The 22,773-nt window shown below is 72.1% G+C and carries 21 protein-coding genes; 19 read left to right on the top strand and 2 right to left on the bottom strand.

Features of this window, described 5'->3' with window-relative positions:
- Nucleotides 1-106: 106 nt before the first annotated feature.
- The 10 genes from eccCa to ACWPQI_RS16530 all read left to right on the top strand — a co-directional run bounded on the left by eccCa (nucleotide 107) and on the right by ACWPQI_RS16530 (nucleotide 10,874).
- Nucleotides 107-4,090 (top strand): type VII secretion protein EccCa, encoded by a 3,984-nt coding sequence (eccCa, locus tag ACWPQI_RS16575; protein WP_474738854.1) that lies wholly within the window; start codon nucleotides 107-109, stop codon nucleotides 4,088-4,090.
- Nucleotides 4,087-5,412: a type VII secretion-associated protein gene (locus tag ACWPQI_RS16570; RefSeq protein WP_010595584.1), complete on the top strand. Its 1,326-nt coding sequence runs from the start codon at nucleotides 4,087-4,089 to the stop codon at nucleotides 5,410-5,412. Before eccCa ends, ACWPQI_RS16570 begins: the two co-directional genes overlap by 4 nt.
- Before the next feature lie 128 nt (nucleotides 5,413-5,540).
- Entirely contained in the window at nucleotides 5,541-5,882 is a 342-nt protein-coding gene (locus ACWPQI_RS16565) for a WXG100 family type VII secretion target (RefSeq protein WP_228287068.1), read from the top strand.
- A gap of 63 nt (nucleotides 5,883-5,945) precedes the next feature.
- The gene (locus tag ACWPQI_RS16560; protein ID WP_225223062.1) at nucleotides 5,946-6,245 is read left to right on the top strand and encodes a WXG100 family type VII secretion target; all 300 of its coding nucleotides are present in this window, start codon (nucleotides 5,946-5,948) and stop codon (nucleotides 6,243-6,245) included.
- A 307-nt stretch (nucleotides 6,246-6,552) separates the two neighbouring features.
- A complete protein-coding gene (rplM, locus tag ACWPQI_RS16555) occupies nucleotides 6,553-6,996 on the top strand; it encodes a 50S ribosomal protein L13 (RefSeq protein WP_010595582.1) in 444 nt (147 codons plus the stop codon).
- Nucleotides 6,993-7,499 (top strand): 30S ribosomal protein S9, encoded by a 507-nt coding sequence (rpsI, locus tag ACWPQI_RS16550; RefSeq protein WP_003938048.1) that lies wholly within the window; start codon nucleotides 6,993-6,995, stop codon nucleotides 7,497-7,499. The genes rplM and rpsI overlap by 4 nt, the downstream gene beginning before the upstream one ends.
- A gap of 162 nt (nucleotides 7,500-7,661) precedes the next feature.
- Nucleotides 7,662-8,999, top strand: a complete 1,338-nt coding sequence (gene glmM, locus ACWPQI_RS16545; RefSeq protein WP_474738396.1) for a phosphoglucosamine mutase — start codon at nucleotides 7,662-7,664, stop codon at nucleotides 8,997-8,999.
- A gap of 73 nt (nucleotides 9,000-9,072) precedes the next feature.
- Nucleotides 9,073-9,399 (top strand): hypothetical protein, encoded by a 327-nt coding sequence (locus tag ACWPQI_RS16540; RefSeq protein WP_228287067.1) that lies wholly within the window; start codon nucleotides 9,073-9,075, stop codon nucleotides 9,397-9,399.
- Nucleotides 9,396-10,676, top strand: a complete 1,281-nt coding sequence (locus ACWPQI_RS16535) for a hypothetical protein (protein ID WP_048773471.1) — start codon at nucleotides 9,396-9,398, stop codon at nucleotides 10,674-10,676. The genes ACWPQI_RS16540 and ACWPQI_RS16535 overlap by 4 nt, the downstream gene beginning before the upstream one ends.
- 30 nt (nucleotides 10,677-10,706) lie before the next feature.
- Nucleotides 10,707-10,874 (top strand): hypothetical protein, encoded by a 168-nt coding sequence (locus ACWPQI_RS16530; protein ID WP_162919327.1) that lies wholly within the window; start codon nucleotides 10,707-10,709, stop codon nucleotides 10,872-10,874.
- Here ACWPQI_RS16530 and ACWPQI_RS16525 read toward each other — a convergent pair.
- Entirely contained in the window at nucleotides 10,847-11,692 is an 846-nt protein-coding gene (locus tag ACWPQI_RS16525) for a dienelactone hydrolase family protein (RefSeq protein ID WP_040272368.1), read from the bottom strand. The genes ACWPQI_RS16530 and ACWPQI_RS16525 overlap by 28 nt on opposite strands.
- Nucleotides 11,693-11,790: 98 nt before the next feature.
- Between ACWPQI_RS16525 and glmS the strand changes: the two genes are divergently transcribed.
- The 8 genes from glmS to tsaD are packed head-to-tail and all read left to right on the top strand — an operon-like array spanning nucleotide 11,791 to nucleotide 20,164.
- Nucleotides 11,791-13,656 carry a glutamine--fructose-6-phosphate transaminase (isomerizing) gene (gene glmS / locus ACWPQI_RS16520; RefSeq protein WP_017679652.1) on the top strand — a complete coding sequence of 622 codons (1,866 nt, stop codon included), beginning with the start codon at nucleotides 11,791-11,793 and terminating at the stop codon, nucleotides 13,654-13,656.
- Between the two features lie 20 nt (nucleotides 13,657-13,676).
- On the top strand, nucleotides 13,677-15,125 hold the full coding sequence (locus tag ACWPQI_RS16515) for a bifunctional ADP-dependent NAD(P)H-hydrate dehydratase/NAD(P)H-hydrate epimerase (RefSeq protein WP_040272370.1): 1,449 nt from the start codon (nucleotides 13,677-13,679) through the stop codon (nucleotides 15,123-15,125).
- A gap of 58 nt (nucleotides 15,126-15,183) precedes the next feature.
- Nucleotides 15,184-16,368 carry an alanine racemase gene (gene alr, locus ACWPQI_RS16510; RefSeq protein WP_010595575.1) on the top strand — a complete coding sequence of 395 codons (1,185 nt, stop codon included), beginning with the start codon at nucleotides 15,184-15,186 and terminating at the stop codon, nucleotides 16,366-16,368.
- Complete coding sequence (locus tag ACWPQI_RS16505; RefSeq protein ID WP_474738395.1) at nucleotides 16,365-17,423, top strand: alpha/beta fold hydrolase; 1,059 nt, start codon at nucleotides 16,365-16,367, stop codon at nucleotides 17,421-17,423. The genes alr and ACWPQI_RS16505 overlap by 4 nt, the downstream gene beginning before the upstream one ends.
- A complete protein-coding gene (gene tsaE / locus ACWPQI_RS16500; protein ID WP_010595573.1) occupies nucleotides 17,416-17,901 on the top strand; it encodes a tRNA (adenosine(37)-N6)-threonylcarbamoyltransferase complex ATPase subunit type 1 TsaE in 486 nt (161 codons plus the stop codon). Before ACWPQI_RS16505 ends, tsaE begins: the two co-directional genes overlap by 8 nt.
- Before the next feature lie 30 nt (nucleotides 17,902-17,931).
- Nucleotides 17,932-18,636, top strand: coding sequence for a tRNA (adenosine(37)-N6)-threonylcarbamoyltransferase complex dimerization subunit type 1 TsaB (gene tsaB / locus ACWPQI_RS16495; protein ID WP_010595572.1), 705 nt, complete (start codon nucleotides 17,932-17,934; stop codon nucleotides 18,634-18,636).
- On the top strand, nucleotides 18,633-19,127 hold the full coding sequence (gene rimI, locus ACWPQI_RS16490) for a ribosomal protein S18-alanine N-acetyltransferase (RefSeq protein WP_010595571.1): 495 nt from the start codon (nucleotides 18,633-18,635) through the stop codon (nucleotides 19,125-19,127). Before tsaB ends, rimI begins: the two co-directional genes overlap by 4 nt.
- A complete protein-coding gene (gene tsaD / locus ACWPQI_RS16485; protein ID WP_010595570.1) occupies nucleotides 19,124-20,164 on the top strand; it encodes a tRNA (adenosine(37)-N6)-threonylcarbamoyltransferase complex transferase subunit TsaD in 1,041 nt (346 codons plus the stop codon). The genes rimI and tsaD overlap by 4 nt, the downstream gene beginning before the upstream one ends.
- A 29-nt stretch (nucleotides 20,165-20,193) precedes the next feature.
- On the opposite strand, the gene ACWPQI_RS16480 is transcribed toward tsaD, so the two are convergent.
- Nucleotides 20,194-21,714, bottom strand: coding sequence for an Hsp70 family protein (locus ACWPQI_RS16480; protein ID WP_225223063.1), 1,521 nt, complete (start codon nucleotides 21,712-21,714; stop codon nucleotides 20,194-20,196).
- A 697-nt stretch (nucleotides 21,715-22,411) separates the two neighbouring features.
- On the opposite strand from ACWPQI_RS16480, the gene groES reads away from it, so the two are divergent.
- Nucleotides 22,412-22,714 carry a co-chaperone GroES gene (gene groES / locus ACWPQI_RS16475; protein ID WP_003938034.1) on the top strand — a complete coding sequence of 101 codons (303 nt, stop codon included), beginning with the start codon at nucleotides 22,412-22,414 and terminating at the stop codon, nucleotides 22,712-22,714.
- Nucleotides 22,715-22,773 lie beyond the last annotated feature (59 nt).

Below are 22,773 nucleotides of genomic sequence, written 5' to 3'. Positions count from 1 at the left end.
TCCATCCGGTGTGCGTTACCCTTCGTCGACCGTGGGGGGACGGCCGTCGCGAGGACGGCTGCCGTGGTGGGGTGGTGGGGGTGGGTTCGTGAGCACAGTGCGGTTCGTGGGGACAGTGCGGTTCGTGCGCAGGCCGCGGCGCGAGGTGCCGCGCGTACCGGTGGGCGAGGTGGGAATGCAGGCCCCGCCGGAGATTCCGCGCTCGACGCCGGGCAATCTCCTGGCGAAGTTGCTGCCGGTCGTGATGGTCGCGGCGATGATCGGCATGGTGGCGCTGATGTTCGGTTCCGGGGTGGCGCGGAGCCCGATGTCGCTCGTCTTCCCGCTCATGATGGTCGTCTCGATGGTCGGCATGTTCGCGGGCAGCCGCGGAGGCGGAGCGAAAGCGGCGGAGGCGGACGAGGATCGAAAGGACTACCTGCGGTATCTCGACGGTCTCCGGCGGGAGGTCCACGACACCGCGGACCGGCAGCGGCGCGCCCTCGAATGGACGCATCCCGACCCGGCCGTGCTGTGGACGCTCGCGGGGACGGTACGCATGTGGGAACGTGGCGGCACCGACGCCGACTTCTGCCACGTCCGGGTCGGGCTCAGCGGCCAACGTCTCGCGACCCGGCTGATCGCTCCCGACACCGGTCCCGTCGAGGACCTCGAACCGGTGGCAGCCGTGTCGCTGCGGCGGTTCGTGCGCGCGCACTCGGTCGTGCCGGCTCTGCCGACCGCGGTGTCGCTGCGCGGGTTCGCGGCCGTGTCGTTCGGCGGCGACCGCCGCACGGCACGCGATCTGGTACGCGCGATGCTCCTGCAACTGTGCACCTTCCACAGCACGGAGGTCCTGCGAATCGCCGTCGTGTGCGGGCCGGACACGGCTGACGAGTGGGACTGGGTCAAGTGGCTGCCGCACGTGCAGAACCACGAGATCGTCGACGGGGCGGGTAGCGCCCGCGCCGTGTTCGGGTCGGTCCGCGATCTCGAGGCCGCATTCGCCGACCGCCTGACGGGGCGCGGGCGATTCGCCCGCAACGCGGCCCCGGTCGACGGTGTGCCCCAACTGGTGATCGTGATCGACGGGGGCGTACACGGCTCGGGTTCGGGGATCCTCGACGACGGACTCGACTCCGTCACGATCCTGGACCTGTGCGCGTCGATGCCCGTCGCGGCGGCCTCCCGCGGACTCGAACTCGTCGTCGGTCCGGGACGCCTGGGTGCCCGCGCCGGCGAGCGGGTGGAGACCTTCGCGGTGCCGGACGGAGCAAGCGTGGCGCAGGCACAGACGGCGGCGCGGCGACTGGCGCCGTACCGAGCCACCCACCGGGCCGCCGAGTCCGGTGCCGGTGAGAATCGGCCGGACCGGTGGGAGGAGCTGCTCGGGCTCGGCGACGTCGCACAGTTCGACCCCGGCCGGGCATGGTCGCCGCGGCGGGGGCGCAACCGGTTGCGGGTCCCGATCGGAATCGGAACCGACGGCACACCGGTCGAACTGGATCTGAAGGAGGCCGCCGAGGGTGGCATGGGCCCGCACGGATTGTGCATCGGCGCCACCGGCTCGGGAAAATCGGAGCTGTTGCGAACCCTGGTACTGGGTCTGATCGCGACGCACGCCCCCGAGTCGCTGAATCTCGTTCTCGTCGACTTCAAGGGCGGCGCAACCTTTCTCGGACTCGAGTCGGCGCCGCACGTCGCGGCGGTGATCACCAATCTCGCCGACGAGCTGGCCATGGTCGATCGGATGAAGGATGCCCTCGAGGGCGAGATGAACCGCAGGCAGGAGCTTCTGCGTGCGGCAGGTAACTTCGCGAACGTGGGCGACTACGAACGCGCCCGCGCCGGCGGTGCAGCGCTGGCACCGTTGCCGGCGCTGGTCGTCGTCGTGGACGAGTTCTCGGAGTTGCTCACGCAGCAGCCGGACTTCGCGGACCTGTTCGCCGCGATCGGCCGGCTGGGGCGGTCCCTGCACATGCATCTGCTGCTCGCCAGTCAGCGAATCGACGAGGGCCGGTTACGCGGACTCGACAGTCATCTGTCGTACCGCATTGGACTGAAAACCTTCTCGGCCAACGAATCCCGAAGTGTTCTCGGCGTCCCCGACGCCTACCACCTGCCGCCCTCGCCGGGAGCCGGATACCTCAAGTGCGACTCGGCGGAGATCGTGCGGTTCGCTGCCGCCTACGTGTCGGGGCCCTACGAGCGTCGCCGCTCGGACCGGTCGGTGACCCGGCACGGCACTGCAGCCGCCCGGCCGCGGCTGTTCACCACCGCGGAAGTGCCCCTGGCGCAGCCCGAACCCGTTCCCGAGCCGGTCGAGCCCGGCGACGATCCCCTCCCTGCCGAGGAAAGCCGCTCCGTGCTCGATGTCCTCGTCGCGCAGGTCCGCGGCCACGGCGCACCCGCGCACGAGGTCTGGCTGCCGCCTCTCGATGCGGCGCCGAGCCTGGACCGGCTCCTTCCCCGGTCGTTGCTGACCGGTGACGTGCTGCCGCGGAGCATCCTGCGCACGCCGATCGGCATCGTGGACCGCCCCTTCGAGCAACGGCGGGATCCGCTGGTGGTGGACCTCTCCGGCTCGGCCGGCAACGTGGTCGTCGTCGGAGGACCGCGCTCCGGCAAGTCGACGATGCTCCGCAGCCTCGTCCTGTCGATGGCGATGACGCACACGTCCGAACAGGTGCAGTTCTACTGTCTGGACTTCGGCGGCGGGGCGCTGGCCGGCCTCGCCGGCCTCCCGCACGTCGGCTCGGTCGCCAACCGGCTGGACGCCGACCGCGTCCGCCGGACGATCGCCGAGCTGACCGCCCTGCTGCGGCGCCGGGAGGGCCGATTCGGCGAACTCGGCCTCGAATCGATGGCCGAGTTGCGCCGTCGCCGGGCCGGCGGCGGGCCGGGTGCGGACGTGGACGCCTTCGGCGACGTGTTCCTCGTGATCGACGGCTGGCCCAGCATCCGGCAGGACTTCGAGGCCCTGGAGCCGCAGGTCGCGGTGCTGGCCGCCCAGGGGCTGTCCTTCGGCATCCACGTGGTGCTCACCGCGCCGCGCTGGGGTGACGTGCGACCGGCGATGCGGGACCACCTCGGGACCCGTCTCGAGCTGCGCCTCGGTGATCCCGCCGACTCCGAGTACGGCCGTAAGAAGGCGGCGGCGGTACCCGAGGGCCGGCCGGGCCGGGGCATCGACCGTGACGGGCTGCACGTACTGGCCGCGCTGCCGCGGGTCGACGGCAGCTCCGAGACCGTCGATCTCGCCGCGGGACTGGCGGACGCCGTGGCCGCCGTCGCCGCGGCCGCACCGGGTCGCCCCGCCCCGGTCGTCCGGATGCTGCCCGACCTCGTCGATCGCGCCGACGTCCTGGCCGCCCTCGGCGACCGGTGGGCCGCCGGCGGCGGCGCGGCCGGGGAACGGCGGCTGTTCGTACCGCTCGGCATCGACGAGGCCGAACTGGCCCCCGTGGGGATCGACTTCGCCGAACAGCCTCACCTGCTCGTCTTCGGCGATTCGGGCTGCGGGAAGACGACGGTGCTCCGCGGCATCTGCCGCAGCCTCATGGAGTCCCGCACGGGGGCGCAGGCCCGCATCATCGTCGGGGACTACCGGCGCACCCTGCTCGGCGTCGTGGAGGGGGACCACCTCGGCGGATACGCACCGTCCGCCGTGACGTTGTCGGCGATGTCCCGCGACCTAGCGGCGGTGTTCGAGCGGCGGATGCCCGGTCCCGACGTCACCCAGCAGCAGCTGCGGGAACGCTCCTGGTGGTCGGGACCCGAGGTCTTCGTCGTCGTCGACGACTACGACCTCGTCTCCGCCGCGAGCCAGTCGCCGCTGACGCCCCTGCTCGAATACCTGCCCCAGGCCAAGGACGTCGGGCTGCACCTGGTCCTGGCACGCCGCTCCGGAGGGGCCGGGCGGGCACTCTTCGAACCGGTCATCGCGCGGCTGCGGGAACTGTCGTCGGCCGGTCTCGTGATGAGCGGCAACCGCGAGGAGGGTGCACTCGTGGGTACCGCGCGTCCGCGTCCGATGCCGCCCGGGCGGGGCACCCTCGTGCAGCGCGACGGGGAGACGCTCGTGCAGACGGCCTGGCTGCTCCCGCAATGAGCGACGTCCGCACGCTGCATATGCAGGTCGTCCCGGGACGGATCCACGCACGGTGGGCCGATCGGACCGTGACGATTCCCGCCGCGGCGCCCGAGCCCCGTTCGGACGACGATGCGCACCCGGCCGCCCTGCTCGGGTACGCGGCGGCGACGGCAGGGGCACCGGACGATCTCGACACCGTGACGGTGGTGCATCCCACCGAGTGGGGCGAACGTCGTCGAGCGCAGCTGCACACGGCCGCGCGGCAGGTCGCGCGGCACGCCGTCCTCGTGACCGCCGCGGTCGCCGCGCGCCGCACCGCGCCGCCGGGCGACGGCGAGCGGTACGCGGTCGTGGAGGTCGACGGCGCCGGTGTGACGACGACGGCGCTGACCACCCCCGACGGCGAGGTCGACCGGCTCGCCCGGGATTCCGACCTGGACGAGGGGCTGCTGGACTCTCCGGCCGGGGCCCGCCGGCTCGACGAGCTGATACGGAACGTGTGTGGGTCCGTCGATCCGGACGTCGTCCTCGTGACGGGCAGTCCGGGCGAGCCACCCGGAATGCCGCTGTGCGAGCGCATCGCCGAGCGGCTCGGCCGTGGCATCCGGGTGCTACCGGTCGCAGCGTCCGAGATGCTGGCCGCGGTGCCGGATCCCGGCCCCGAGCCGCCGGCGGACGCGGCGGCGGCACCGCGCTGGCTGCACACCGAGCCGGCGTCCCGGCCGGTCGGCCGGATGCGTCGGGGCGTTGCCGTCGTCGCAGTCGTCGCAGTCGTGGCCGCCGTGGCAGCCGTGGCAGCTGTCGGCCTGGTGTGGACTTCCGGGCACCGTGCGGACCTGCACGAGGAAATCGTGAACGATCCCGCCGCGGGCGACGCGGGCGGCGTGACCCCGGGGACGAGATCTCCCACGCCGAGGGCTCCTTCGGTGCGGCACGTGCTCGGGCCCGTCCGGCTGGAGCTGCCGGAGGGGTGGGCGCTTCGTGGCCCGGCCCGTGCCGACCGTGCCGAACTCGTCCCGGTGGGCGGGAGTGATCGCCGAATAGTGCTGGTGCACAGCATTCTTCGTCGTCATCTGGACTTGGCCGGCGTGGGGGAGGTGCTGGCCCGCCGCGCGGCCGAACGAGGCGAGGTGATCCGCGACCTCGACGCCGACACCACCTTCGCGGACCGTCCGGTGATCGCCTATGTGGAGGCGCCGGACGACTTCTCGCTCGTGCGCTGGTTCGTCGTGGTCGAGTCCGGCATCCAGGTCGCGGTCGGATGCCAATTCCTCACCGGCGAATGGTCGGGCATCAAGAACGAATGCGAGCAGGCCGTGCACACGGTGACGGTCGCGTAGCGGATCGCCTCGTTCGCCGAGAAGGGAACCTGACGGCCCGGCACTGCGTCCAATCGGTGTAGGCGCGAACCGCTTCGGCCACGGGGGTCCGAAGGGACACGGAACGCGGAACTGCAGAGGAGACAGGCGTGACGCAACCAGGGCAGGGCAGTTCGAATCGGGTGGCGACCGACGTCGCGACCATGGAGACGGCGGCGCGGCAGATCGAGGACTCCCACGGAGAGCTCGAACAACTGCTCGGGGCGCTGCGTACCACGGTCTCGTCGTCGCCGGACGTGTGGCAGGGCCGGTCGGGAATGGCGTTCACCGACGTGATGTCGCGATGGGACCGCAGTGCCCTTCAGCTCAACGAGGCGCTGGCCGCGATCGTCGCCGGCATCCGCACCAACGGCCGGGCGTACGAGGGCACCGTCGAGGCCCAGGCGCAGTCGCTGAACGTCCTCGGCGACAGCCTCCACGGCACCTACTGACCCCGAAGGTCCGGCACCGACCGGACCCGATTCCGTCCGCACGACCCGACCCGAGGAGAACGAATGAGTGGACCCGATGTGATCCGGCAGGACTTCGGTGGCATCGACGACCTGCATGCGCGCGTCGTCGGGCTGCAGCGCGGCATGAACGACACGCTCGACCGGATCAGATCCCAGGTCGAACCGCTGGTGCAGACCTGGGACGGGCAGGCCCGGTCCGAGTACCACGTCACCCAGCAGAAGTGGGATCGGGCGTCCGCCGACCTGAACCTGCTGCTCGACCAGATCGCCGTCGCCGTGGCGCGGGGCAACGACGAGATGCGCAGCGTCGAATCCGAGCTGGCACGGAGGTGGCAGGCCTGAGACGACCCGGGTGACGAGCGACGTCCCGGTGGTGGAGAGGCCGCCGGGACGTCGTGCTGTGTCGAACGGGCCGGGTGCTGTGTCGAACGGGCCGGGTGCTGTGTCGAACGGGCTGGATGCTGTGTCGAACGGGTCGAGTGCTGTTTTGACCGGGCGGACACGTCCCCGGTATCGTGTCCCGTTGGCGTGTCGTACGTCGTCGTTGCTTCGTGCGCGGCGAACGTCGCTTCTCGGGTCCCAACTGGCCGCCGAGGGTGATCATCGACGACGCGCGGGCCAGCAGCGACACGATAGACGAGGAAGATCTGTGTCTACGTACACACCGAAGGCCGGCGACGTGACCCACCAGTGGCACGTCATCGACGCCACCGACGTGGTGCTCGGCCGCCTCGCGGTGCAGGCGGCGAACCTGCTCCGCGGCAAGCACAAGCCCACTTTTGCCCCCCACGTGGACGGTGGCGACTTCGTCGTCATCATCAACGCGGACAAGGTTGCCGTCTCCGGCAACAAGAAGCAGGACAAGCTCCTGTACAACCACTCCGGCTACCCGGGCGGCCTCCGTTCCCGCACCGTCGGTGAGGTTCTGGAGAAGAACCCGGACCGTCTGGTGGAGAAGGCCGTAACCGGCATGCTCCCGAAGAACAAGCTCGGTCGCGCGATCGCGAAGAAGCTGAAGGTCTACGCGGGCCCGAACCACCCGCACACCGCGCAGCAGCCGGTGCCGTTCGAAATCAAGCAGGTGGCGCAGTGACCGAGAACGTGAACGAGAACTACAGCGACGAGTACACCGACACCGAGAACGTCGAGGTCGCCGCGGACGAGTACGTGGCCGAGGAGGCCGCTGTCGCTCCTGCGCCGATCGTGTTCGACCGCCCGGTGCAGACCGTCGGCCGCCGTAAGGAGGCCGTCGTCCGCGTCCGCCTCGTGCCCGGCACCGGCAAGTTCGTGCTCAACGGCCGCACCATCGAGGACTACTTCCCGAACAAGGTGCACCAGCAGCTCGTCAAGTCGCCGCTGGTCACGGTCGAGCGCACCGAGCAGTTCGACGTGCACGCCCGCCTGCACGGCGGCGGCCCGTCGGGTCAGGCAGGCGCCCTGCGCCTGGCGATCGCCCGCGCGCTGATCGAGGTCACCGCCGAGGACCGTCCCGCGCTCAAGCGTGCCGGCTTCCTCACGCGTGACCCGCGTGCCACCGAGCGCAAGAAGTACGGCCTGAAGAAGGCCCGTAAGGCACCGCAGTACTCCAAGCGCTGATGTGCCGCCGACGCTGACCTCGTCAGCCTCGGCACCTGTTCGACCACGAGAGCAGGCGCCGGTAGAGAATTCGCTACCGGACGCCTGCTCTCGTGCATTGACGTACTTTTTGCGACAGCAGGCGGCGCAGGCCGCATTTCTCGACGTGGAGGACTTTGCTCGATGGGTCGGATGTTCGGTACCGATGGCGTGCGAGGCTTGGCGAACGCCGAGCTCACGGTCGAACTGGCGATGCGACTCGCCGGAGCGGCCGCGACCGTGCTGGCGAACGGTGCCGAGGGGCGGCGCCCCGTCGCGGTGGTGGGCCGCGACCCCCGCGCGAGCGGGGAGATGCTCGAAGCCGCGGGGACCGCGGGTCTCGCGGCGGCCGGCGTCGACGTGTTGTCGGTCGGGGTGCTGCCCACTCCGGCGGTCGCGTTCCTGACCGACGCCTACGACGCCGACCTCGGCGTGATGATCTCCGCGTCGCACAACCCCATGCCGGACAACGGCATCAAGATCTTCGCGGCCGGCGGCCACAAGCTCGACGACACCGTCGAGGACCGCATCGAGGCGATGCTGCACGGTGAGGGCGTCGTCGCACGTCCCACCGGTGCGGGTGTCGGCCGGGTGCGGACCGCCGCCGACGCGGCCGATCGCTATCTCGCACACCTCGCGTCGGCGCTGCGTACGCCGCTGACCGGACTGACGGTGGTCGTGGACTGCGCCAACGGCGCGGCGTCGCACGTCGGACCGGCCGCGTACGCCGCGGCCGGGGCCACCGTCGTCGCGCTGCATGCGGAACCGGACGGGCTCGACATCAACGACGGGTGCGGTTCGACCCACCTGGAGGGTCTGCGGGCCGCGGTCGTCGAGCACGGCGCCGACCTCGGTCTCGCCCACGACGGCGATGCCGACCGGTGCCTCGCGGTCGATGCGACGGGCGCCGTCGTCGACGGCGACGCGATCATGGCGATCCTCGCCCTCGGGATGCGGGAGGCCGGCGAACTGCACGACGACACGCTCGTCGCCACCGTGATGAGCAATCTGGGCCTGCACCTGGCGATGCGCGAAGCCGGGATTACCGTCGTCACCGCCGGGGTCGGTGACCGCTACGTGCTCGAGGAGCTGCGGCGCGGTTCCTTCAGCCTCGGCGGCGAACAGTCCGGTCACATCGTGCTGCCGGCGCTGGGCACAACGGGTGACGGGGTGCTCACCGGTCTGCGTCTCATGGAGCGGATGGTGGCGACGGGATCGTCCCTCGCGGACCTGGCCGCCGTCATGCGCACTCTGCCGCAGGTGCTGGTGAACGTCCCTGTGTCCGACAAGTCCGCGGTTGCCGAGGCACCGGCCGTCGCCGACGCGGTAGCCGCCGCGGAACGGGAACTGGGTGAGTCCGGCCGGGTGCTGCTGCGCCCGTCCGGCACCGAACAGCTGGTGCGGGTCATGGTGGAGGCCGCCGACGACGCACTGGCCCGCGCGCTCGCCGATCGCCTCGCGGGAGCTGTCGCCGCCGTCTGAGGCGCTTCTCCGCCCGGGAACCGAACCGCCGCCCGCTGCGTCCAATCCTCCGGGGGACGAGGGAGGGGGCGCGGTGCGTGACGGAATGGGACTCGACGGCGCGGTGGTCCGGTCGGTCGCCGACGGACTGGCGGACTCGGCCACCGACGCGGACTGCCGTGCGCGTGCGTTCCACACCGTCGGCTTCGGCCCGGACGCGGTCGACGACCGCTACCGGTCCGAGGCCGAAGCGGTGCGGGCGTGCTACGACCGACTGCATCGCGCGGTGGTGGAGTGGTCGGCAGCGACGGCCGCACACGCGTCGGCGCTGCGCCGCGCGGCCGGGGGGTACGCGTGGCTGGACCAGGAGACCGACTCCGTCCTGCGGGGCGTCGACATGCCGCCGACGGCATCCCGGTGACCGGGGGCGAGCGGCGGCTCGACCTGGTGCTCGACGGGGGACGGGTCGGGTTGCGCTTCTTCGCCGAGCATCTTCCGCGCGCCGAGCGGTACGCTCCCGGCCTGCCGCCCTGTTCGCACCTGGAGGAACGCTACGACGAGCAGCGCGGCACGGACCCGGCCGTCCTGCTCGTGGACGCCGACGTCTTCGCCCGGCTCGAGACCGGCCTGGATGCCGAGGTCGCGCGGCATCGTTCCGGTGTCGACGCCCTGGCGACGGCGTGGACGGGAGGGGGAGCGGCGGGTGCGGTCGACGCGCTCGTCCGCCATGTGCGAGCGGGGGAGGACCTGCGGGCAGGGCTGGGCACCGCCCACCGTGCGCTGACCGACGCCGCGGCCGCGGTGCTCGCCGTCGTCGAGGAGAAGGCCCGCGCGGCCGCCGAATTCGCGGACACGACCGTCGGCGGACGCACCGTCGAGGAGATCGACGCCATCCTGGCCGGCGCCGCGGACGGCGACGGTCCGACGGCACGCCAGCTCGCCGCGTGGGATCCGGCGCTGGGTCCGGATCTCGACCGCGCCGCCGTCACGCACTGGTGCGCGCGGTGGCGTGACGAGGTGTACCGGCCCGGCGTGGAGGCGGCGGTCGAGTCCTTCCTCGCCCTGTGCGACGACACCGACCGCGCGGTGCGGGCGGTGTTCGCCGAACTCGTCACGATGCTCGCGCCACCGGATCCGGCGGTGCGGGACGTGGGTCCGGTGACCGACCCGTGGGCGCCGCCGGGCGCATCCACGGATCTGGTCGCGGCGGGGCTACGACTTGTGACCGCTGTGGGCGGTCTCACCGGCGCGGTCCTCGATCTGGCCGCGACGGTGGTGGAGGAGGTGACCGAGGCCGTCGAGACGGCCATACCGGCGCCGCCGGATCCCGCACGGGCGCCGTCGCACGCATCCGACTCACAGGCCGGGACCACAGCCACGGAACCGGAACCGCCCACACCCGTTGCCGATTCGGGACACCTCGTTCCGGGGCAGGGCACGGCGGGAGAGGGTGCTGCGGGAGACGGCGCTGCGGAACACGGCGATGCGGGAGTCGGCACGTCGACGGCACCGCTGCCGCCCGATCCCCAGCGGGCGGGTGCGTCGGGTGACGGTGCGCCCCCTGCGCCGGCCGGGATACCCGGACCCCGGGCGGACACCGCCCGCCGGACCGGGACGGCCGGGGCCGAGGGCGCCGACCCGAACCCCGAGCAGGAGGCCGGCGACGGGGTGGTCCTGGCCGAGGCGGGGCCACTGTGATCGGACGGCTGCAGTGACGGGACGGCCGCTGTGACCGGCCGCTTCGAGCGCATCGTCGCCGAGCACCGGGAGGCGGTCGCGTGCCGCCTCGAGACCCTACGGCGCGTCCGGGATCCGCACGAGCTCCCGGTCGGGACGATGCGCGCGCCGGAGCCGGCCGACGAGGAGTTCTACCGTCCGAGAAGCTGGTTGATCTGAGTGCCGAGTTCACGGTCGATCGCGTCGGGCTCGGTGAGCACCTCGGAGCCGGGAAGCTCCGCCTCGGGATCGGCTAACGGCGCGTAGGTCTTGTCACCGGCGAGCCGGTACAGCAGGTATCCGGTGAGCAGCGCGCGGGTGACCTTCTGGGTGTTCCGCTGCGCGCCCCCGACGCCGAGGAAGGCGAGCAGGCGTCGGCCCTCGATCATGCCGTCGTCGGTGGCCTTGTGAACGACCCGCATCAGCACCTCGCCGCCCCAGGCCTGGGCGACGGCGACGGCGTCGCTGCCCATCGAGCCGAGGTCCTTCTCCGCGGCGAGCACGAGACCGGGCGCGTGCACCCGGGCGGCCAGGGCCGAGGCCGGGGGCGACGTCGGAGCCGGGTAGAGCGCCGCGACGGCCGCCACCTCGCGCCGGGACGCGGCAAGCACCGCGGCTCCCGCGCCCATGCCGTGGCCGACCAGGCCGAGCCGATCGGGGTGCACACTGATCCGGCCGGTCCCCAGGCGCACGCCCACACAGATGTCGAGGGTGGTGCCGAGATCGGCGGCGAGCCCGAGGTGCGACGGGATCGGTCCGCGTTCGGTACTCGGAGCAGCGACCACGATGCCCCACGAGGCCAGGTGCTCGAACAGCTTCGAGTACTTGTCGAGGCCGGTCATCCAGCCGTGGCCGAACGCGACGGCGGGCAGGCCGAACCCCTCGGCGGGTGTGTAGACGGTGCCCGGCTGACCTGCGAGAGCGAGGTTGCCGCGCAATACCGTGTGCGGTCCGCGTTTCGAGAGCCGCTGGGCCAGGGATTTCGGTTTCGCCGCCACGGCGTGAACGTTAGCCGATGATCAGCTTCGCGCGTGCCACCCGTCGGGGACACGGACGAGTTGTTACCGGCGGGTCGCGGACCAGTACCCTGCTAACCATGTGCGGAATCGTGGGGTACGTCGGGCACCGCCCGGCTCTCGATGTCGTGGTGGAGGCACTGCGGCGGATGGAGTACCGGGGCTACGACTCGGCCGGGGTGGCGGTCCTGGACGGCGCGGGTGGTCTGGCGGTGGAGCGCAAGGCCGGTCGGCTGGCGAATCTGGAGGCCGAGCTCGACGAGGTCGGGGCCGAGCACTTCGCCGGGACCACCGGCATGGGCCACACCCGGTGGGCCACGCACGGTCGCCCGACCGATCGGAACGCGCACCCGCACCGGGACGCGACGGGGAAGGTGGCGGTGGTGCACAACGGCATCATCGAGAACTTCGCGCCGTTGCGGGTGGAGCTCGAGAAGGCCGGGGTGGAGTTCGCCAGCGACACCGACACCGAGGTGGCGGTGCATCTGGTGGCCCGGGCGTATGCCGAGGGGCCGACCGCGGGGGATTTCGAGGCCAGTGCGCTGTCGGTGCTGCGCCGGCTCGAGGGGGCGTTCACGCTGGTGTTCACCCACGCCGAGCATCCGGGCACGATCGTGGCGGCGCGCCGGTCGACGCCGCTGGTGGTCGGGGTCGGGGACGGGGAGACGTTCGTGGCCTCGGACGTGGCGGCGTTCATCGAGCACACCCGGCACGCGGTCGAGCTCGGGCAGGACCAGGTGGTGGTGATCACCGCCGACGGGTACCGGGTGTCGGACTTCGACGGGGACACCGACGTGGCGACCCGGCCGTTCGAGATCGACTGGGATCTGGCGGCCGCCGAGAAGGGCGGCCACGACTACTTCATGCTCAAGGAGATCGAGGAGCAGCCCGCCGCGGTGGGCGACACGCTGCTCGGGCACTTCGCCGGCGGTCGCATCGTGCTCGACGAGCAGCGGCTGTCGGATCAGGAGCTGCGCGATGTGGACAAGGTGTTCGTCGTCGCCTGCGGCAGTGCGTACCACTCGGGTCTGGTGGCCAAGTACGCGATCGAGCACTGGACGCGGCTGCCGGTGGAGGTGGAGCTGGCCAGCGAGTTCCGGTACCGGGATCCGGTGCTGGACCGGTCGACGCTGGTGGTGGCGATCTCCCAGTCCGGGGAGACCGCCGACACCCTCGAGGCGGTGCGGCACGCGAAGGATCAGAAGGCGCGGGTGCTGGCGGTGTGCAACACCAACGGCGCGCAGATCCCCCGGGAGGCCGACGCGGTGCTCTACACCCGGGCCGGGCCGGAGATCGGGGTGGCCTCGACCAAGGCGTTCCTGGCGCAGGTCGCCGCGAACTACCTGGTGGGGTTGGCGTTGGCGCAGGCCCGCGGCACCAAGTATCCGGACGAGGTGGCCCGCGAGTACGCCGACCTGGCCGCGATGCCGCACCTGATCGCGCGGGTGCTCGAGACGGTCGAGCCGGTGCGGCGGCTGGCGCGGGAGCTGGCGTCGTCGTCGACGGTGCTGTTCCTGGGCCGGCACGTGGGGTATCCGGTGGCGCTCGAGGGTGCGCTCAAGCTCAAGGAGCTGGCGTACATGCATGCCGAGGGCTTCGCCGCGGGCGAGCTCAAGCACGGTCCGATCGCGCTGATCGAGGACGGGCTGCCGGTGATCGTGGTGATGCCGTCGCCGAAGGGGCGGGCGGTGCTGCACTCGAAGTTGCTGAGCAACATCCGGGAGATCCAGGCCCGGGGCGCGCGGACGGTGGTGATCGCCGAGGAGGGCGACGAGGCGGTGCGGCCGTTCGCCGACCACCTCATCGAGATCCCGGCGGCGCCGACGTTGCTGCAGCCGCTGCTGTCGACCGTGCCGCTGCAGGTGTTCGCCGCCGAGGTCGCCCAGACCCGCGGCTACGACGTCGACAAGCCCCGCAACCTCGCCAAGTCCGTGACGGTGGAATAGCGACCCCGGCGGGAGACCCGATGCGCAGCTACTACCCGTGTGAGCAGGTGCGGGCGGCGGAGGCGCCGCTGCTCGCAGCCCTGCCCGAGGGCACGTTGATGCGTCGTGCCGCGTTCGGGCTCGCCCGGATCGCGGCGACGGAACTGCATGCGCGCACCGGTTCCGTCGCCGGTCGGCACGTGAGCCTGCTCGTCGGATCGGGCGACAACGGCGGCGACGCCCTGTGGGCGGGCGCGTTCCTGCGTCGCCGCGGGGTCGCGGTCACGGCGCTGCTCCTCGACCCGGAGCGGGCCCATCAGGCGGGGGCCGCGGCGCTGCGTGCCGCCGGGGGACGCCTCGTGCCGGCCGATCCCGGGCGGATCGGTGACCCGGATCTCGTGCTCGACGGAATCGTCGGCATCTCGGGCCGGGGCCCGCTGCGCCCGGCGGCCGCGGCGGTCGTCGAGCAGATCACCGCGCCGATCGTCGCCGTGGACACCCCCAGCGGCGTGGACCCGGATACCGGTGCCGTGGACGGACCGGCCGTCACCGCGGCCGTGACCGTCACGTTCGGTGCGTACAAGCCTGTCCACGTCCTCGCCCCGGCCCGCTGTGGGCGGGTCGAGCTCGTCGACATCGGTCTCGACCTGTCCCCGGCGCACCTGGTGGCGGCCGAGCCGGCCGAGATCGGCGCGATCTGGCCGGTGCCCGGCGCCGACGACGACAAGTACAGCCAGGGCGTCGTGGGCATCGTCGCCGGGAGCGCCCGGTTCCCGGGTGCCGGCGTGCTCTGCGCCGGCGGGGCGGTGGCCGCGACGTCCGGCATGGTCCGCTACGCCGGCAGCGCCGCGCCCGTCGTCCTGGCCCGGTTCCCCGAAGTGGTGGCCGCGCCGTCGTTCGCCGAGGCGGGCCGCGTCCAGGCGTGGGTGATCGGGCCCGGCGGCGGCACCGATCACCAGGCGGCCGACACCCTGCGCGAGGTGCTGGCGACGGATCTGCCCGTCCTCGTCGATGCCGACGGGCTGACGCTGCTGTCCCGGCAGCCCGAACTGGTCCGCGGCCGACACGCCCCGACGCTGTTGACCCCGCACGCCGGGGAGTTCGCGCGGCTCACCGGCCGCCGGCCCGAGCCGGACCGGGTGACGGCGGTGCGAGCCCTGGCCGCCGACTGGGGAGTGCACGTACTGCTCAAGGGCCGCTCGACGCTGATCGCGAACCCGGCCGGGCACGTGTTCGTCAACGAGGCCGGCGGGTCGTGGGCCGCCACCGCCGGGGCGGGCGACGTCCTGTCCGGGATGATCGGGGCACTGATGTCCGCCGGTATGGCCCCGGACCTCGCCGCCGCGGCCGGTGCGCGGGCCCATGCGTTCGCGGCGGACACGGCCGCGCGCGGGGGCGTCGACGGCGCCGGGGCGCCGACGTCGGCGAGTGCGATCCTCGACCGGGTGCCCACGGCAGTACGCCGTCTGCGGGGCATGGCCGAATCGTGACCCGACACCGTCGACCGTGCTGCGGGCCACTTCGCCCGCAGTGGCAGGATCGGGACCCATGACCACGGCCGAACCCCGACCCCGCAACCACCTCCACCACGACCTGCCGCAGGCCGAGGCGCTGATCGACCTCGACGCCGTGGCCGAGAACGTGCGGCGGCTGCAGGAGTTCGCCGGGGAGGCGGCGGTGATGGCCGTCGTCAAGGCCGACGCATACAACCACGGTGCCGTCCCGGTCGCGCGGGCCGCCGTGGCCGCCGGGGCGCGCGAGCTGGGGGTGACGACCCTGACCGAGGCACTCGAACTGCGTCGCGCCGGGATCGACGTGCCCGTGTTGTCCTGGCTGCACACCGTCGACGCCGATTTCGCACCCGCGATCACCGCCGGCGTCGAGTTGGGGGTTTCGTCGACCCGGCATCTCGCGTCGATCGTTGCCGCAGCTCGGGAAACGGGCGTGACCGCGGTGCTCACCGCGAAGATCGACACCGGACTCAACCGCAACGGCGTGGCACGCGACGAATGGCCGGAATTTCTGCAGGACCTGGGCCGGGCCCGCGCCGAGGGCGCGATCCGGCTGCGCGGCGCCTTTTCCCATCTCGCACACGCGGACGAACTCGGTCACCCCGAGATCGACTGCCAGCGGGACCGGTTGCGCGAGGCCGTCGCGGATCTGAGCCGCCACGGCATGAGACCCGAGGTGGTGCACCTGTCGAACTCGGCAGCCACTGTCACGCGTCCTGACCTGCGTTTTGACATGGTCAGACCGGGTATAGCGATGTACGGGTTGTCCCCGATCCCCGAGGTCGGGGACTTCGGGTTCCGGCCCGCAATGACGTTGCGAACGAGGGTGGCGCTGGTGAAGAAGGTGCGTGCAGGGTCCGGGGTGTCGTACGGGCATCGCTGGGTGGCGCCCGTCGACACCACCGTGGCCCTGTTGCCGATGGGCTACGCCGACGGAATCCGGCGCAATCTCAGCGGCCGCTTCGAGGTGCAGCTCGGCGGACGTCGCCGCCCTCAGCTCGGCCGCGTGTGCATGGACCAGGTCGTGGTCGATCTCGGACCGGACGGGGACGGAGTAAAAGAAGGCGATACCGCGTTCTTCTTCGGTGACGGTCGTCACGGCGAGCCTGTCGCGCAGGAGTGGGCAGACCTGCTGGACACCATCAATTACGAGGTGGTCACCGGCGTGGGCGGGCGCACCGTCCGCACCTACGTCGGTGGCGGAGGAGGCGAGCGGCGATGACGCTGTTGGGCAGTCTGGGACTGTTGGGTGCGAGCCTGGCCACGCTCGGCTCGAACGCGGGACTGTACGCGGTGCGCACCGCGGGCCTGCCCGCGCACGAGATCTACGGCGAGGAAGACTTCGATGCGATGCTCGCGCTGCCCAAGCGCACCGTCCGCACCGAGGACGGCGTCGAACTCGCCGTGCGCGAGGTCGGCTCGGCTCTGGCGCCGCTGACGATCGTGTTCGTGCACGGGTACTGCCTGCGCATGCAGTCCTGGCACCTGCAGATGCGGCACCTGCAGGAGCGCTGGGGCAAGGACGTGCGGATGGTGTTCTACGATCAGCGCGGCCACGGGGAGTCCGGCGCGCCGAGGTCGAAGTCCTGCACCATCGCCCAACTCGGCCGCGATCTGGGGACGGTCATCGACACGGTCGCCCCCACCGGCCCGGTGGTCGTGGTCGGGCACTCGATGGGCGGAATGACGACCATCGCGCTGGCTGCGCAGCGCCCGGAACTGTTCGACGAACGCATCGCCGGCGTCGGACTGCTCGCCACCACCGCGGCCGGCCTGACCAAGACCGGCATCGGCCGCAACCTCGAGAACCCGGTGATCGACGGATTCCGGCACCTGGCCCGCACCGCGCCGGGCTTCGTGCAGTACACCCGCGGTGCCGCCAAGGCGATCATCGCGCCGATCCTGCGCGCGGCGTCCTACGGGACCGTGGTCAGCCCGAAGCTCGTCGAATTCTCCGACCGGATGCTGGCGGAAACCTCGGTGCTGACCATCGTGAACTTCCTGCGCACCCTGGAACTGCACGACGAGTCCGCGGCCCTGCCGGTGCTGGGTCGGGTGCCCGCCCTCGTGCTGTGCGGGGACGCCGACATGATCATCCCGTTCTCCGGCTCCGAGGAACTCGCGGCGGCACTCCCGGACGTCGAGCTCAAGCGGGTCCGCGGCGCCGGGCACCTGGTGCAACTCGAATTCCCCGAGGTCGTCGTCGGTGCGCTCGACCGGCTGATCCAACGCGGGTTCGCCCACGACGCCGGCAGGAGGCGCGCCGCAATTGGGTGACGATCTCGCCGCCGGCACGCACACCGAGCGCAGCGCCGAGCTGCCCACGGTCGAGGACACCGAGGCACTGGGCCGGCGCCTGGCAGAACAACTGCACGCCGGCGATCTCGTAGTGCTGGACGGACCGCTCGGCGCCGGGAAGACCGCCCTGACCCGTGGCATCGCGGCAGGCCTCGGGGTGCAGGGCCGGGTCACCTCGCCCACCTTCGTCATCGCCCGCGAGCATCGCCCCGGCGGTCGCACCGAGGGCGAACCCGTGGGCATGATCCACGTCGACGCCTACCGCCTCGGGGACGGACCGAACGCCCTCGACGAACTCGACGCTCTCGACCTCGACACCGACCTGACCGCCGCCGTGGTCGTCGTGGAATGGGGTGAGGGACTGGTCGAGGCGCTCACCGAACGGCACCTGCGGGTGCGGCTGCGCCGCGAACCGGACTCGGACGTGCGCACCGCCACCTGGTCCTGGGTGGGGTGACCGCCGCGCTCGGCGGTACTCTGGATACTCGTGCTCGTTCTCGCCGTGGATACCGCCACCCCCGCCGTCACCGCAGGTCTCGTCCGGGTGGACGACCGCGGTGAACCAGGGACCGCCGGCATCGAGACGCTGGCCGTGCGGGTCACGGACGATCCACGCGCCCATGCCGAGGTACTGACCCCGCAGATCCTCGAGTGTCTGTCGTCCACCGGGCACACGCCGGCCGATCTCGACGCCGTCGTCGTCGGTGTCGGCCCGGGGCCGTTCACCGGGTTGCGCGTGGGCATGGCGACCGCCGCTGCCTTCGGCGACGCCCTCGACGTGCCGGTGCACGGCGTGTGCAGTCTCGACGCGATCGCGGCCGACGTCCTGGGTGCGGACGCCGACGGTACGGGGCCGGGAGCCGGCGAGAGTGCCGGTGATCTTCTCGTCGTCACCGACGCTCGTCGCCGCGAGGTGTACTGGGCGCGGTACTCCGGCGGCGTCCGCCTCGAGGGACCGGGGGTGTGCAGGCCGGCGGATCTGAAGGCGGAGCCGTCGCAGCGGATCGCGGGATCCCGCCCGCACGTCGACCTGTTCGAGCTGCCCGCGCATCCGGTGGCCACACCCTCCCCGGCAGGGCTGGTCGCCGTGGCCGTCGCGGACCTGCTCGCCGGGGTGGAGCCCGAGCCCCTGGTGCCCCTGTACCTGCGCCGCCCGGACGCGGTGGAGACGGCGGACCGGAAGAAGAAATGACCACCCACGACCCTCGTCCCCTCGTCGACGCGCTGCAGCCGTCCGACGTCGCCCGGTGCGCCGAGCTGGAGCGGATCCTGTTCCCCGGTGACGACCCGTGGAGCGCCGACGCGTTCCGTGCCGAGCTGGCGGCACCGCAGAACCACTACGTCGCCGCCCGGGACGAGGAAGGCCGGCTCATCGGCTACGCCGGTCTCGCGCGTCTCGGCACCGCGGTTCATCCGGAATCGGAGGTCCACACCATCGGGGTGGACCCACGACAGCGGCGCCGCGGCGTCGGTGGCGCGTTGCTCGCCGAGCTGTTGCGGACGGCCGACGCCTGGGGCGGTCCCGTGTTCCTCGAGGTGCGCACCGACAACGACGCAGCGATCGCGCTGTACCGCCGGGAGGGTTTCGAGATCGTCGGGACGAGGAAGCGGTACTACCAGCCGAGCGGGGCCGACGCGTACACCATGTGCCGGCCGGACCGGCGGAAGGAGTCACAGTCGTGATCGTGATGGGGATCGAGAGTTCCTGCGACGAGACGGGCGTGGGCATCGTCCGGTGGGTCGGCGACGGCACGCTCGACCTGCTCGCCGACGAGGTGGCCTCGAGCGTCGACGAACACGCCCGCTTCGGTGGCGTCGTCCCGGAGATCGCGTCCCGCGCGCACCTCGAGGCGATCGTTCCGACCATGCGACGGGCGCTGGCTGCCGCCGGTGTCACCAAGCCCGACGCCGTGTGCGTGACGATCGGGCCAGGTCTCGCCGGCGCACTGCTCGTCGGTGTCGCGGCAGCCAAGGCGTATGCGGCGGCGTGGGACGTGCCGTTCTACGCGATCAACCATCTCGGTGGGCACGTCGCCGTGGACACCATCGAACACGGACCGATGCCACCGTGCGTGGCGCTGCTGGTCTCCGGCGGGCACACCCACCTGCTGCACGTCGAGGATCTCGGCCGTCAGCCGATCGTCGAGCTGGGCACGACGGTCGACGACGCGGCCGGCGAGGCGTTCGACAAGGTCGCCCGGCTGCTCGGACTCGGTTTCCCGGGCGGTCCCGCGCTGGACCGGGCCGCACAGAACGGTGACCGCACCGCGGTGGTGTTCCCGCGGGGGATGACGGGGCCGCGCGACGCCCGGCACGACTTCTCCTTCTCCGGGCTCAAGACGGCTGTCGCGCGGTTCGTCGAGGCGCGCGAGCGCTCCGGCGAGCCGGTCCCGCTCGAGGACGTGGCGGCCGGTTTCCAGGAAGCGGTCGCCGACGTGCTGACGATGAAGGCGGTGCGGGCCGCGCAGGACGTGGGCGTGGACACGCTGGTCCTCGGCGGTGGAGCCACTGCCAATTCCCGCCTGCGTGAGCTCGCCGAGGAGCGCTGCGCGGCCGCCGGGATCGCGCTGCGGGTGCCGCGGCCGCGCCTGTGCACCGACAACGGGGTGATGATCGCCGCGCTGGGAGCGCATCTGATCGCCGGGGGCGCCCAGCCCTCCGCGCTCACCGTCGGCACCGATCCCGGCCTGCCGGTCGAGATCGCCCAGGTGCCTGCCTGACCCGACGCTGCGGTGATCGGCGGGCGCGATCAGGCGGCCGGTGACGGTTCGATGAGAGGCGGTGACGTGCTCGTCGCCTCCTCCGCCGGGGCCGCGGTCGAGGAGGTCTCGGTCGTCGTCTCGGGTGGTGCGAACTCGGACGGCGGCGCGGACGTCGTCGAGCTCGGTGTCGTGCTCTCGGACGGCGTCGTGCCGGGCAGCGTCGGCAGCGGGACGGTCGGCAGCGGAACGCTCGGGAGGGTTCCCGGCAACTGCCACGGCCGGTCGGTGCCGGGGACGTCCGCAGGCGACTCGGGCCGCTCGCTCGTCGTCGATTCCGGTGTGCTGGGCGGCGTGGTCGTCGCCGGCGTGGTCGTCGACGACTCGGGCACGGTGGGAGTGGGATAGGGCACCGGCGTGTCCGTGCGTGCGTAGCCGTTGTCGGCAGCTGTCGTGGTGACGGCGGCGTGGGGATCCTCGGAGGGGATCTGCGTGTGTCCGGTGTCGGGGACGGCCGCCGCCGGCTGGGTCGTGGCCTGGCCGCTGGTCCCGGCGGGGGACACGGCGGTGTCGTCGGACGCGATCTGGTCGGTCGCATAGCCCGCGACGAGCGCACCGATCACGAGCGCCCCGGCGAGGGCACCGGAGACCTTGCCGCCGGGGGTGCCCGCCGTCGGGGTCGAGGCACCTACCGACGGATAGGAGGACAGTCGTGACGACGCGGCGAGCAGCGCGGCGCCGTGGGCCGCGGCGGTGGCCGGTTCCGGCACCACCGCGACGGGGCCGGCGAAGGCCGAGGTCACGGCGTCGGCCAGAGCCGGCATCGCCGCTGCGCCGCCCACGAGCGCCAGCATCTGCGGCCGCGGTTCGGTGTGGCAGACCCGCCGGGTGAACGTCGCCGCGGTGTCGCTGAGATCGGCCACCATCTCGTCGAGTTCCGTGCGGGTCAGGGGCACCGCCGGTCCGGCGTCACCGAGTTCGATCCGGGTCGTGGACGCCTCTCCGAGGGCCTCGAGTGCACCCTGACAGCGCACCGTCAGCAGGGCGGGGTCGATCGGGATGCGGCCACGGGTACGGCCGATCCGGCGGCGCACGTGGTCGTAGACGCGGGCACGGACGGCTCCGCCCCCCACGTCCCCGGTCCGGGCCGAGCGCAGCATCGACCCGGACCGTCGGTCGACGACGGAGACGGTGAATCCCGACGCCCCCAGGTCGGCGACGGCGAGGGTGTCGGCGGTGTCGACGAGCCCGGTGCTGTTCAGGTAGGCGAGCACGGCCGTCGTCTCCGGAACCAGATGGACGATGTGGCCGTCGCGCACCGACGCGGAGCGGATCGCCTCCGCGTGCTCGGAGGTTCGATAGGCCACCGCCACCGCGTCGGGGACGGCGTGTCCGTCGATCTGGGTGCTCATGAGGGAGAGGGCATCGATGACGAGGTCGCCCAGGTCGCCGGCGGTCTCGGGATCGGCGGCGAGAAATCGGTACTCGGTGGTGTGCTCTCCCGGCCCCTCGACGACGAGGGCCGAGCCCACTCCGGAAGCGCCGGTGGAAATTCCCAGCGACGTGCGCATAGTTCCCCTCCCGTGCGTGACCGGCGGACAGGGACGCGGTCGAGCCGCAAAGTCACCGAATGGTCACGCGTTCGGTCTCCGTTATCCGAACGTAACAGACGGGGGTGTGCGGGCGCGCGCCGAAAACCGCCGATCTCGGCCCGCCCGGCGGCGCGGCGGCGCGGCGTCCCTGTTCCGCCACGCGCGCCCGACGTCGGTGCCGGGCGCGGGTGGTTCGTCCGTTCGGCCGCTGTCGTCCCAGCTCGGAGCCGTACTCTCGGAGGGCGGCGCGAGTGGAGCGTCGTGGGCACGGGTGCCGAACGGACGTCATCTCGGCAGGGGAGCACCCGCGGCTCGGTTCCGGGTACGAATGGTCACAGTTCGGTCTCCTCGGTTGCGGACGCGACGGGCACGTGCGGGGTCGGCGGCCCGCGGTGGGTCCGGAGCCCGACGAACGGGGTGCACTCGTGCGGAGGTCGCCCGGGTGGGGGCCCGCTCGTCGCGGTCGTGGTGCGTCCGAGGCGACACGAGCGCATTCAGCACCCTCTGCCCTTGAGCGCTGGCACTCGCGTGTATAGAGTGCTAGTCGACGCCGAGCGTGTTCCGGCACCCGCGACGACGGGACTACGCGCGGAGTCACCGTGGTGACTGAACAAACCCTGTCCGAGGACGACAAGAGGCCTCGGACCATCGAACCCCTGAAAGTGGAGGGCTCATCGTGGCGAGCGTGAACATCAAGCCGCTCGAGGACAAGATCCTCGTCCAGGCCAACGAGGCCGAGACGACGACTGCCTCCGGCCTGGTCATCCCGGACACGGCGAAGGAGAAGCCCCAGGAGGGCACCGTCGTCGCCGTCGGCCCCGGCCGCTGGGACGACGAGGGTGAGAAGCGCATCCCCCTCGATGTCAAGGAAGGCGACGTCGTCATCTACAGCAAGTACGGCGGAACCGAGATCAAGTACGCCGGCCAGGAGTACCTGATCCTGTCGGCTCGCGACGTGCTGGCCGTCGTCGCCAAGTAAGCCGCACGCATTCCGCCCCGGAGTTCCGCCTCGGACCCGGGGCGGAGTCCGTTCCGGAT

It is taken from the genome of Rhodococcus sp. LMD (assembly GCF_056108245.1).
Note: the sequence above shows the minus strand (reverse complement) of the source record. Positions and strands in the feature narration are given on the sequence as shown.

What these genes read in the sequence shown, in the direction of transcription:
- ACWPQI_RS16570 (WP_010595584.1), top strand. Translation starts at nt 4,087, where the DNA reads ATGAGCGACGTCCGCACGCTGCATATGCAGGTCGTCCCGGGACGGATC.
- ACWPQI_RS16560 (WP_225223062.1), top strand. Translation starts at nt 5,946, where the DNA reads ATGAGTGGACCCGATGTGATCCGGCAGGACTTCGGTGGCATCGACGAC.
- glmM (WP_474738396.1), top strand. Translation starts at nt 7,662, where the DNA reads ATGGGTCGGATGTTCGGTACCGATGGCGTGCGAGGCTTGGCGAACGCC.
- glmS (WP_017679652.1), top strand. Translation starts at nt 11,791, where the DNA reads ATGTGCGGAATCGTGGGGTACGTCGGGCACCGCCCGGCTCTCGATGTC.
- ACWPQI_RS16515 (WP_040272370.1), top strand. Translation starts at nt 13,677, where the DNA reads ATGCGCAGCTACTACCCGTGTGAGCAGGTGCGGGCGGCGGAGGCGCCG.
- alr (WP_010595575.1), top strand. Translation starts at nt 15,184, where the DNA reads ATGACCACGGCCGAACCCCGACCCCGCAACCACCTCCACCACGACCTG.
- ACWPQI_RS16505 (WP_474738395.1), top strand. Translation starts at nt 16,365, where the DNA reads ATGACGCTGTTGGGCAGTCTGGGACTGTTGGGTGCGAGCCTGGCCACG.
- rimI (WP_010595571.1), top strand. Translation starts at nt 18,633, where the DNA reads ATGACCACCCACGACCCTCGTCCCCTCGTCGACGCGCTGCAGCCGTCC.
- ACWPQI_RS16480 (WP_225223063.1), bottom strand. Translation starts at nt 21,714, where the DNA reads ATGCGCACGTCGCTGGGAATTTCCACCGGCGCTTCCGGAGTGGGCTCG.